This window comes from Streptomyces sp. GC420 (assembly GCF_009916105.1).
Classification (GTDB): Bacteria; Actinomycetota; Actinomycetes; order Streptomycetales; family Streptomycetaceae; genus Streptomyces.
In genome coordinates this window covers 1-11379 of sequence record NZ_JAAAXQ010000278.1, presented here as the reverse complement: position 1 = coordinate 11379, position 11379 = coordinate 1, and the positions used below count along the sequence as shown (strand labels likewise).

Sequence of the window (11379 nt, the reverse complement as noted above, 5' to 3'; positions counted from 1 at the left end):
TTGACCTCGATGAGGACCTCGCCCGGGCCGGGCACGGGGACGGGGACCTCTTCCACGGCGAACTTCTTGCTGTCCAGGTGGAAGCGTCCGGCGAGCATGGTGTCCATGGGGATCTGCTTTCTGTGAGCGGCACCGCCCCGGCGGTTGGGGCCGGCGGGTGCCGTGGGGTGTCTGACGGGCTTGTGGTGGCCGGGAGGCGTACGGCCGGCAGCGGGGGTGTGCCGCACGCCTCCCGGCGTCGGGGGGTCACACGCCTTCCGGCGTGCGACGGTCAGGCGAAGACGTCCTGCTGGTAGCGCTCTTCGGCCTCGAGCCGGGCGAGCCACTGCTGGGCGCCCTCGTCGTCGCTGCCGGTCCGCTCGCGGTAGACCGCGGCGAGGGCCTCGCGAACGGCGGGTGCCATGCGGCGGCCGTCACCGCAGACGTAGATGTACGCGCCGTCCTCGATGGCCTGCCACACCGTGTCGGCGGCGCCTGCGATGGCGTTCTGCACGAACCGGGCCGGGTGGCCGGTCACCGCGGAGAAGGCGGTGTGGACCCGCGCGATCCCGGACTGCTCCCAGTCCTGCATCTCCTCCTTGTAGAAGTAGTCGTGCTCCGGGTGACGGCAGCCGACGAAGACCTGGGACAGGCCCACCTGCGTGCCGTTCGCGTGCTGCCAGGCCCGCTCCTCCAGGAAGCCGCGCAGCGGTGCGATGCCCGTGCCGGGGCCGATGAGGATGAGCGGTGCCGTGGGGTCGGCGGGCGGGGCGAACGCGGGGGAGGGCACGCGGACGTAGCCGTACACGACGTCTCCGGGCTCGAGGCCCGCGATGTAGGAGGAGCAGGTGCCGCGGTACTGGCCGTCGCCGGACAGGGCCGGGCCTTCCAGCAGGCCCACGGTCAGGCGCACCCGGCGCGGGTCGGCCGGCGGGGCGGAGGAGATGGAGTAGAAGCGGGGACGGATCGGGCCCGTCATCTCCAGGAAGACCGCCAGCGGCAGCTCGACCGCCGGGAAACGCTCCAGCAGGCCCAGCACCGAGACCCGCTTGCCGAGGATCTCCTTCTGGTAGCGCTCTTCGGCCTCCGCGGTGTCGGCGATGTAGGCCTGGAGCTGCGGCCGGGTCCAGGGGCACCGGGTGTACTCGGCCAGGGTGTGGACCTGGGAGCGGGTGGCCACGTCCTGCAGCTCCAGGAACTCGGTGAGCAGGATGCCGGCGGTGACGGGGACGCCGACCGGCAGGTGCGTCCTGCCGCCGCCGGGCTGGTCGAGCCGGAGCACCTGGTCGTACTCGACACCGAGCCGGGTCAGCACGCGGGTGACCAGGGCCGGTTCGTTCTTGGCGAAGACAGCCAGGTGGTTGCCGGTGTCGTAGGTGACGCCCTCGGGCAGCTCGATGGTGATCGACTTCGCGGACGGGCGCGGCGGCTCGATGCCGAAGTCCCACAGCCCGGTCGCGTCGGACACGAGCTCCTCGTTGGCCACCACCGTCAGCGGGTATGCCTGCTCGGAGACGATGGCGGGGCGCACGTCCGCCTCGGTGAGCAGCTGGACCTGGTAGCGCGGGCCGCTCGCCCGGGAGGTGTCGGCCGCGTACTCCTCCGCCAGGGTGGCCCACAGGGCGTCCATCCAGCGGGTGGCCGTGCCGTCGAAGTCACCGGCGGCATCCGCGGTGCCGCGCTCGACGACCGGGGTGGCGCCGGCGGCCAGCAGGGCGGACTCGATCCGCTTCGGGAATGCCTGGTAGGTGGCCACCCACTGGGTGTTGCCGGCGCCCAGCAGCGCGAACCGCACGTTCGACAGTGAGCCCTCGGGCAGTCCGGCGGCGATCAGCTCGTCGAAGCGCTGGGCGTTGTCGGGCGCCTTGCCGTTGTAGCTGGCGGCGACGACGACCAGCAGGCCCTCGGCGGGCAGGTTGTCGCCCAGCTCGTCCAGGCTCGTCAGCGTGGTGCCGAACCCGGAGCGCTCGCCGCGGTCGGCGATGGCGCGCGCCAGGTCCTCGCACGAGCCGAGGCTGGAGCCGTAGGCGACGGTCAGGTTCACCCCGATGCCGCTGACCGAGGTCTGCGCCTGCGTGTCGCCGGTCTGCAGGTCCGCGGCGCCGAAGACGGTCCGCTCGTGCTCCTTGCGGGCCCGCACGACGAGTTCGAAGCCGCCGGGCTTGCGCGTCAGCGCCTCCTTGACGTCCATCTGGTAGTCGCCGGGGTCGGAGAACTTGAACCTCTGCAGCACCAGCGCCAGCGCCAGGCGGGCCTCGGTGAGCGCGAACTGCCGGCCGATGCAGGCGCGCACGCCGTTGCCGAACGGCTTGTAGGCGTGCGGGTGCTGCTGCACGCGGTTCTCCGGCAGCCACCGGTCGATGTCGAACTCGTGCGGTGCCTCCCACGCTCCGGGGTGGGAGTGCAGCGCGCCCATGAGGATGTTGGCCCTGGTTCCCTTCTTCAGCTGGTATCGGCCGCCGATGACGGTGTCCTCGACCGGTGCCTTGGCGATCAGCGGGATGGGGGCCCACAGCCGCAGGGTCTCCTCCAGGATCCGCGGGATGACGTCCAGCTGCATGATGGTGTCGTAGTCCGGGACGGTGTCGCCGGGCAGCAGGCGGTCCACCTCGGCGTAGGCCTGGGCCAGCACGTGCGGGTTGCGCATCAGCGAGTACGTGGCGAACGACAGCAGACCGCTGGTGGTCTCGTGACCGGCGATCAGGAAGGTCACGACCTGGTCGCGGACGTTGTCGTCGTCCAGCTGCTTGCCGGTCTCCGGGTCGGTGGCCTCCAGCATCAGGCCGAGCAGGTCCTCCTCACCGATGCCCTTCCCGTCGCGGCGCTCCTTGATCACGCTCTCGACCAGGTCGCGCATCAGCTGGATGTTCTCGCGGTACTTCTTGTCGTCGGCCTTGCGGAGCTTGGTCATCGTCGGCAGCTCCTGCGAGCGCCGCATCGACTCGATCAGCGCCTCCAGCAGCGCGTTGAGGAAGGGGTGCAGCTCCTCCTTGCCGAAGGACCGGAACCGGTGGCCGAACCCGGACAGGGCGATGGTGTCGAGGGTGAGCCGGGTGTAGTCGTCGGTGATGTTGACCGGCTGCCCCTCCCTGCGCTCCCACTTGCCGACCAGATTCTCGGCGATCTCCAGCATCTGCCCGAAGTAGGCCTTCATGGCCCGCTGGCTGAAGGCCGGCAGGAGGATCCGGTGCGCCATGGCCCATTCCTCTTCATGCTGGTGGGCCGTGAACAGGCCCGCGCCCGTGAAGTCCCGGACATGGCTCAGCGGCGTCTTCTCGATCTGCTTGAAGAACCGGGTCTCGTCGCAGACCTCGGCCACCAGGTCCGGGTCGTAGACGAAGACCTGCTCGACGTCGGCGATGTCCATGCCGTAGATGCCCTCGGGGAACTGCTTGGACAGCTCGCCGAAGTACTCCACCGGATTGGTGTCGGGGATCCGCGGTGTGTGGCCGAGGAGGGGGATCCCGCGCGGGGACCGTATGGGGCGAAAGCCGGAGTTCGTGGTCATGGCTTGCTCCTCTTTGCACGGAGGGGGATGGGCAAGGGCGCCGGTCGATGCCGCGGTGCACGCAGAAACATACGCCGTATGGAATTGGTACCATACGGCGTATGGAAAGTCGAACGCCGCCCGGGGGTGCGGAGGCCCTGCGGTCGAAGCCATTTCCATACAATGTATGGAAATGGTACCGTACGGGGTATGGAAAAGGTGAAGCGTCCCCCGCGGGGAACAAGGAAGAGGGACGTGCCTCTGACCGAGGCCGGGATCTATGCCGCCGCCCTGCGGCTCATCGATGCGGACGGGGTCGAGGCGCTGACCATGCGCAAACTCGCGACCGCGCTCGATGCGAACCCGATGTCGCTGTACCACCACGTGCCGAACAAGGACGCCCTGCTGCGAGGCGTGACGAGAATGGTCGGCGCCCAGTTCCGCACCGTGACCCTGGAGGACGCTCCCTGGCAGGAGCGCTTCCGTCTGCTCGCCACGGATTTCCGGACGCTGGCGCACCGCCATCCCGAGCTGATGGCCTACTCGTTCAGCCACCAGACCGACTTCATCCAGCCCGACGACCCGTTCTGGACTGCGCTCACCGCGATCGTGAACGCCGCAGGTGTGCCGCGCTCGGAGGTCCCGGAGATCGCCGCGCTCATCGTCGCAGTCGTCATCGGTGTCCTCACCTCCGAACTCAACGGCGCGCTTCACAAGTTGTCGGAGCTCGAGCCCGTCGTACCCGCTGCCGGCGAAGACGGGTCCGAGGATGCCGGCCCCGATGAGGACCGCATGTTCCGCCTGGGGATGGACACGCTGATCGCGGGCCTGGAAAGCCGGCTCGCCGCCGAGCGCGACGGCCAGGGCGCCGGCCGTTGAGGCCGTGGCCCCGCCGGCTGCGTCACTTGTCGCGGGTCAACTGTCAGCGCAAGGGTGAGTCCGCGGCGGGCGCCAGTACGGACTCGTCGACGTCGGCGATCTGGCTGATGCCGAAGCCCTCCGCGTCGGCGCGGGATTCGGGGCTCGACAGGTACGACTCCAGCCGCTCCCGCACGTCGTCGGCGTCCCTGCAGGAGACGAGGGCGTACGACTGGGGCGCCTCACTTCCGGGCGCCGGAAAAGCTCACCGGGCGTTGTCAGCCGGTACGGCGGCCTGGCACGGCTCGCCGCACCGCTGAGGTCGCCCGCCGGACGGTGCCCCAGCCGGGCGGCCGCACGGCGGGTGCGGCGGCCGGCCGAAGGCGGGGAACGCGTACCCGCAGCATCCGGGGACCGATCCGGCACCGCACGGGAACGGGCAGAGTCACGGCTTCGCCGTCCAGCCCGACGGGAACGACCGCGACGTCGGCGTGGACGACGACGTCGTCAGGGGTGGCGAGATGGGTCAGGCCGTGCGTCTGTCCGCTTCGCAGGCGGGCGGCCGTCTCGGCGGGCGTCTCCGCCCTGGCGGCGAGGACGCCCAGGAGCCCGGAATCCAGCCGCGCCCGCCTGCCGAGCCCGGCCGGGTCATCGACCCGGTACGGGTTGTTGCTCACCAGCACGGCATCGGGCCGGTCCACGGTGAGCAGCCCGGCGCGTACCACCAGCTCCGGGCCTTTGTGGCGCGCCAGGAACTCCGGGAGAATCCGCACCGTGGTGCCGACCTTGTCCTGCCGATAGGCCGGGTCCTGTACCAGGGCGGCATACGCACCGAACGACACGTTGTTGACGAACACCCGCTCGCCGGCGTAGCCGAGATCCACGCGCAGTTCGACGCCGTCCGTGAGGGCCTTCAGCGCGGCCGAGGGGTCCTCACGGTCCAGGCCGAGGTCCATCGCGAAGTGGTTGCGGGTACCGGCCGGAATGACTACGAAAGGAAGACCGCTCTCCGCGGCCACCCCGGCGACAAGTGCCTGCGTGCCGTCTCCGCCGGCCACCCCCAGCAGATCCGCACCGTCATCCACCGCGCGCCGCGCGACAGCTGCCAGATCCTGGGGCCGGGAAGGATCGAGCAACAGAACCTGAGCCCCCAGCGCACGGGCCCTTTCCGCGATCCGGAACCGGCTCGCCCTCCCTCCCCCGGAACGGGGATTCACGATCAGAAACGGCCGCCGGGGTGCAGCCGCCACTCGGGGCGCGCTCCCGGTCGCGGCAGGATCCGGCGGTTCGCGTTCATCGGCCCGCGATCGCATCGGCGGCCACCGCCTCCATGGCATCCTTCCCGGCAACTACGGTCTGCACCACCAGCTTGCGGTGCGGTCTGGGCATACGCACGCCGGGACCACAGGCAGTTGATTCGCTGCCGCCACGGCCGGGCCGGCCACGACCCTGAGCACGGGGCCGACCACGCCCCCGGTCGCGCCCGAGCGCCAGGGACGGGATACCTGGCGTGGTGACGAAGCCGCGCTCGGGGCACCGCCCCGCGATCGGAGCCGGCACCACCGGCTACCTCCTCAAGGACGCCCCGCCCGAGGAGCCGGCCCGTGAGCGTGTGCCGGCAGATCACCGCGTTCGTCACGACGGTCAGGCATCACACCTGCCCGGTCGGGGACGCGGCCGGGTCAGTGGTGGTTGTCCGCGAGCAGCCGACGTGTGGCTCCCACTGCGAAGTCGGACACCGTCGTCAGTTCGTCGCCCTGGTCGATTCTGCGGATGCACGCATCGACTACGGCCTGGAGCACGGCGACAGTCAGCTCCGGCTGCGGATGCTCCAGCTCGTCGACAACCTGGGCGAGTGCCTTGTGCAGTGAGGTGTGCAGACTCTTCACGCGCTCTCGCGCCGACGGGGAGAGCGAGCCGCGCGACAGCGAGGCCCGCCAACCGTGGGTGCCGCGCGCGGCCTGTTCGAGGTTGGCCCTGACGTAGGCGGCTGCTCGCTCCTCGGGTGTGGTCCCGGCGGCGATCGCCCGCTCCACGGCGTCGATCCAGGTGGGGAACTCCCGCGTCACGACGAGCTCCAGCAGGTCTTCGATCGAGTCGAAGTAGCGGTAGATGCTGTTGCGCGCGATGCCGGCCCGCGCGGCGACCGCGCCGGCGGTGAGTGTCTCCACACCGCCCTCGTTCAGGATTGCTTCGGCCGCGTCAACCAGCTGAGCGAGCCGCTGAGCCCGGTGTTCACGGACACTGCCGGCTTCGATCTTGGGCATTCTCTCCGCTCCGCATCGGCACTGCGCCGTCTCACGCCAATCTACCCCCGTGTCCGGGGCGCAGAGGGGCACTGTGTTAGCTTGACGCCAACTTAGAGACACCCATGTCGCTAACTTCTGTCCGTGCTTCCCGCCGAAGGCCGCCCGATGCAACCGACGTACTCCCGCATGCTCCGACATCTCCTGGGATCGAGAAAACGCGCCGCTGTGGTGGTGTCGTTCTGGGTACTGATCGCGGGCCTCCTCGCCGGGGGCGCCCCTGCTCTGGAATCCGTCGAGGACAACGCCTCCGCCAATCTGCCGCCCGCCGCCTCGGATTCCATGAAGGCCCGCGATCTTGTCCGCGCGCAGCTGCCGGGCCAGGAGGCGACGCCCGCGATCATCGTGGTGCGCGGCGAGGGCGCCGACGCCGCGGCGAACGCCGACGAAGCCGTCGCGCGCATCACCTCAGCCCTGTCGGACGCCGAGCGGCCCCGCCATGTCGCGAGCGTGATCTCCACGGTGACGGCTCCCGACGCCGCGGCCGAGCTGGTCTCGCAGGACCGCGGCGCCCAGCTGGTCATCGTGCCCATGACCGGAAGCCCCTCGGACGAGTCCTTCCGGAACGCCGTCGACCAGGTGCGTGCCCTCGCATCCGACCGCGCGGGGCCCACCGACGTCGCCGTGACCGGCCCCGCCGGGATCGCCACCGACACCGTGAAGGTCTTCAGCGGCGGTGACAAGGTCATGCTCCTGGCCACCATTCTGCTCGTCCTCGTCATTCTCCTGGTCATCTACCGCTCGCCCCTGATGGCGCTCGCGCCACTCGTCGCCGTCGGCGTGGCGATGCGCGTGTCGGAGACGACCGGCGCGCTCCTCGCGGACGCCGGAATCATCACGGTCAGCTCCCAGACCGCCTCGATCATGACCGTGCTGCTGTTCGGAGTGGGCACGGACTACGCGCTCATCATCACCGCCCGCTACCGCGAGGCCCTCCTCGACGAGCCGGACCGACCCCGCGCGATGCAGACCGCGGTGCGCCGGACAGCCGAATCCGTGCTCGCCAGCGCCTCCACCATCGTGCTCGCCATGTTCGCCCTGCTCGTGGCCGTCTCTCCTGCGCTGCACGGTTTCGGACCGTACCTCGCTCTCGGCGTCGCCGTCATGGCGCTGGTGGCGTTCACCTTCATCCCCGCCCTGGTCCTACTGCTGGGCGGGAGCGTCTTCTGGCCGGGGGGCGTGGACAAGGCTGCCGAACGCAGCCGCGGCGCGGGCGTCTGGCACCGCATCGCCGCTCTCGTCGCCCGCACCCCGGTTCGGGTGGTCACGGCCGTGGTCGCGCTGCTCGTGGTGATGAGCGCCGGGCTGCTCGGCTATCAGGAGAGCTTCAACCCGCTCAGCGGCTTCCGCACCGCCACCGAGTCGGAACGCGGACAGCGGCTCATCCAGGAGGAGTTCGGCCCCGGTGAGATCGCACCCAGTACCGTCGTCGTCCGTTCCCAGGACGACCTGCGGTCCGGCCCCGCACCCGCCGGCATCGCCGCCGCGCTTGCCGGCGCCGACGACGTCACCCGGATCGGACAGCACCCCCGCTTCGGTGAGGACGGCAGGACAGTCTTCTACGACGTCGTCCTCGGCCTCGACCCCTACAGCTCCGAGGCGCTCGACGCGATCGGTCCGCTCAAGGAAACCGCGCGGGCCGCGGCCGAAGCCGCCGGTGCGGAGAACGCCACGGTACTCATCGCAGGAGAGACGGCGCAGAACGCCGACATCCGCTCCGCCCTCGACCGCGACACGACCTACATCGCGCTCCTGGTCCTGGCCATCGTCACAGCGGTCCTGGTCCTCCTGTTGCGCTCGCTCCTCGCACCCCTCTACCTCGCAGCAACCCTCGTCCTGTCGTTCCTGGCCACCCTGGGCGCCACCGCCTTCTTCACCCTGACCGTCCTCGGCGACGAAGGCATCGGCAACCGCGTCACCGCATACATCTTCGTCTTCCTCGTCGCGCTCGGCGTCGACTACAACATCTTCATCATGAGCCGGTTCAAGCAGGAGCTGCGCACCGCGCCTCCGGCCAGGGCCATCAGCGCCGCGCTCACTCGCACCGGCGGCGTCGTCTCCTCCGCAGGTCTCATCCTCGCGGCGACCTTCGCCGTCCTGATGACCCAACCGATCCGCGAACTGTTCCAGTTCGGCTTCGCCATGGCCTTCGGTGTCCTGCTGGACACCTTCCTCATCCGGCCTCTCCTGGTCCCCGCCATCGTCCGCCTCCTCGGCGACCACGCGCTGTGGCCCGCACGCCCAGCACGCTCCCCGGCCTCACCCCGCACCCGGCCATCGCCGGTCACAGAGTCGAGCGGGGCCGTCCAATAATCCCGTGCCGTGCCGCCGGTGGAGGTACAGACTCGCTCCATGGCGGAGATGCGGGCGTTCCGGGACGCGGTCAGTGGCCGGGCGGCCGGCGGTCCCGGCGGGCCGGCGAGGGATCTGGCTGTCCGACTGGGTCTGCGGACGGCGGTGCTGCTGGAAGGGCCGAGTGACCTCGCGGCCGTTGAGGCGCTGGCCGCCCGGCACGGCCGTGACCTGGCCGCCGAGGGGGTGTGCGTCGTGCCGATGGGCGGGGCTATGAACGTCGGCCGCTACGCCGGCCTCCTCGGGCCGCCCGGCCTTGGCCTGCGGCTGGCAGGACTGTGCGACGAGGGCGAGCAGCGCTACTACGACCGCGGCCTGAAACGGGCACGGGCGCCGCGCCGAGGCTTCTTCGTGTGCGTGACGGACCTGGAGGACGAACTCATCCGCGCGCTGGGCACGGCAAGGGCCGAGGAGATCGTCCGGACCGAGGGTGACCTACGTGCCTGGCAGACCTTCCTGCACCAGCCCGCACACCACGGTCGGCCCCGGCAGCAGCAGTTGCGGCGCTTCCTCGGCACGAAGAAGGGCCGCAAGATCCGCTACGGCCGCCTCCTCGTCGAGGCCCTCGACCCCGAACAGGTACCGGCCCCACTCGACGACCTCCTCACGACCCTGTGAGTTGGCGCGGAGCCGGGTGTCGGGGGTCGTCATGCCGTGTTCGGTGCCCCAGGTGCGACTACACGACACGCGCCTTCCTGCTCGGCTCCACCGCGGCTGCGCTCGTTGTCCTCGTGGCCACCCGCGGCCGCCTCGGGCTGCCCGCGAAGCCCCCACGACACTCGCGGCCTGATCAGGGCCCGCCGGGCGTACCGGTTGCGGCCGGGCGGCCTCCGGGCCTCCCGTCCGGCTGTACGACGGTCGCCGGAAAGCGGTTCGGCGACCGGGCCGGTTTCCGGCGGCGCTGGTTCAGGCCCGCTCCCGCTTTCTCAGGGCGGCGGCGTCCTCGGCGTACTTCCGCGGCGAAGCGCCCTCGTGGTGCCTCGCCGTCCGGGGTCCGCTCCAACACGGCACACCGACCGTCCTGTTGGGACGTCTCTCGCCGCAGGTACCCCTGCTGGACGCAGCCGGACACCATGCGGCTGCGGGGCTGCCACCGGTCGACGCCCTGCGCGCGGCAACCGCGAACCCGGCGCGCCGCTTCTCGCCGCACGACCGGGGACGCATCGCCGAGGGACTGCGAGCCGACCTGCTGCTGGTGGACGGAGACCCCACCACCGACATCGACGACACCCCGGACATCCGTGCCGTCCGGCGCCGCGGCACACGCCTCGCGGCGCAGTGAGCCGCGCTGCCGGTCCGGCCCCGACCGGCGGTCCGGCCCTGCCGGTACGAGGCGGTACGCCGCAGGCGGTTCACGGGGGTGTGGCGTCCCCGGCGCCGATCCCGCTCCGGGCGGCTCCGATCGGCCGGAGAGGATTGAGGGCGATTAAGTTGTGCACAACTTAATAGGGCGCTATATTTCTCGGCGGGGCGGCACCCGCTCCGACAGCCCAACCCGATCAGGGCCGACAACCCAACGACCAAAGGACATCTGCGATGCGCATCACCCGCTCGACCCGCTCCGCCCGTAGGCTCGCCCTGCTCGCCGCCACCGCGGCCGTCGGTGTGTCCGTCGCGGCCGTCACCCTCCCCGGCACGGCCGGCGCGACGCCCCGCCCCCAGGCCCGGCCGACGATCGTGCTGGAGCACGGAGCGTTCGCCGACGCCGCGAGCTGGGACGGGGTCGTCGAACGGCTGCAGCGCGCCGGCTACCCGGTGGTGGCCGCCGCCAACCCGCTGCGCGGCCCGGCGGGCGACGCCGCCTACCTGCGCAGCGTCGTCGACCACATCGACGGGCCCGTGGTCCTGGTCGGCCACTCCTACGGCGGCACCGTCATCAGCCAGGCCGCCGCGGGGCTGGAGGGCAAGGTCAAGGCGCTGGTCTACATCGCGGCGTTCCTGCCCGACACGGGCGAGAGCTCGCTCGGACTGACGAACAAGTTCCCCGGCAGCACCCTCGGCCAGGTGATCGACCCGGTGAACTACACGCTGCCGGACGGCAGTCGGGGCGTCGACGTCTACATCAAGCCGGACAAGTTCCACCAGCAGTTCGCCGCGGACGTGCCGGCGGACAAGGCGCGGCTCATGGCCGCCGGGCAGCGTCCGGTCGCCGCCGCCGCGCTCGATGAGAAGTCCACGCAGGCCGCCTGGAAGACGATCCCCTCCTGGTCACTGGTCACCACCGGGGACCGGAACATCCCCGTGGCCGCCCAGCGCTTCATGTCCGCCCGCGCACACGCCCACACCACCGAGATCGACGCCTCGCACGCGGTGTCCGTCTCCCGCCCCGGCGCCGTCACCCGCATCGTCGAACAGGCCGTCCGGAGCCTCCGCTAACCAGCCGCTCCGCCCCACACC

7 protein-coding genes and 3 pseudogenes are annotated in these 11379 nt (G+C 71.0%); 5 read left to right on the top strand and 5 right to left on the bottom strand.

Translation table 11 applies throughout. The features are described from left to right. Positions 1-107 (bottom strand): annotated as a pseudogene (locus GUY61_RS40565) (zinc-binding dehydrogenase); the annotation flags it as partial. 164 nt (positions 108-271) lie between these two features. Continuing rightward, a complete protein-coding gene (locus GUY61_RS27440) occupies positions 272-3487 on the bottom strand; it encodes a bifunctional cytochrome P450/NADPH--P450 reductase (RefSeq protein WP_166632938.1) in 3216 nt (1071 codons plus the stop codon). 234 nt (positions 3488-3721) lie between these two features. On the opposite strand from GUY61_RS27440, the gene GUY61_RS27435 reads away from it, so the two are divergent. Then, entirely contained in the window at positions 3722-4345 is a 624-nt protein-coding gene (locus tag GUY61_RS27435) for a helix-turn-helix domain-containing protein (RefSeq protein ID WP_313896880.1), read from the top strand. Positions 4346-4388: 43 nt separating this feature from the next. On the opposite strand, the pseudogene GUY61_RS40560 reads toward GUY61_RS27435, so the two are convergent. From GUY61_RS40560 to GUY61_RS27425, 3 genes and pseudogenes are all read right to left on the bottom strand, one after another. Next, positions 4389-4526 (bottom strand): annotated as a pseudogene (locus GUY61_RS40560) (hypothetical protein); the annotation flags it as partial. Between the two features lie 76 nt (positions 4527-4602). After that, on the bottom strand, positions 4603-5637 hold the full coding sequence (locus GUY61_RS27430) for a diacylglycerol kinase family protein (RefSeq protein WP_166632936.1): 1035 nt from the start codon (positions 5635-5637) through the stop codon (positions 4603-4605). A gap of 369 nt (positions 5638-6006) precedes the next feature. After that, complete coding sequence (locus tag GUY61_RS27425) at positions 6007-6591, bottom strand: TetR/AcrR family transcriptional regulator (protein ID WP_166632935.1); 585 nt, start codon at positions 6589-6591, stop codon at positions 6007-6009. 168 nt (positions 6592-6759) lie between these two features. Here GUY61_RS27425 and GUY61_RS27420 point away from each other — a divergent pair, with 168 nt between their 5' ends. The 4 genes and pseudogenes from GUY61_RS27420 to GUY61_RS27405 all read left to right on the top strand — a co-directional run bounded on the left by GUY61_RS27420 (position 6760) and on the right by GUY61_RS27405 (position 11358). Further along, positions 6760-8943, top strand: coding sequence for an MMPL family transporter (locus tag GUY61_RS27420; RefSeq protein WP_166632934.1), 2184 nt, complete (start codon positions 6760-6762; stop codon positions 8941-8943). 39 nt (positions 8944-8982) lie between these two features. After that, positions 8983-9600, top strand: a complete 618-nt coding sequence (locus tag GUY61_RS27415) for a TOPRIM nucleotidyl transferase/hydrolase domain-containing protein (RefSeq protein WP_166632933.1) — start codon at positions 8983-8985, stop codon at positions 9598-9600. A gap of 457 nt (positions 9601-10057) precedes the next feature. Then, positions 10058-10264: pseudogene (locus GUY61_RS40555) on the top strand (amidohydrolase family protein); the annotation flags it as partial. A gap of 254 nt (positions 10265-10518) precedes the next feature. After that, on the top strand, positions 10519-11358 hold the full coding sequence (locus GUY61_RS27405; RefSeq protein WP_166632932.1) for an alpha/beta fold hydrolase: 840 nt from the start codon (positions 10519-10521) through the stop codon (positions 11356-11358). Positions 11359-11379 lie beyond the last annotated feature (21 nt).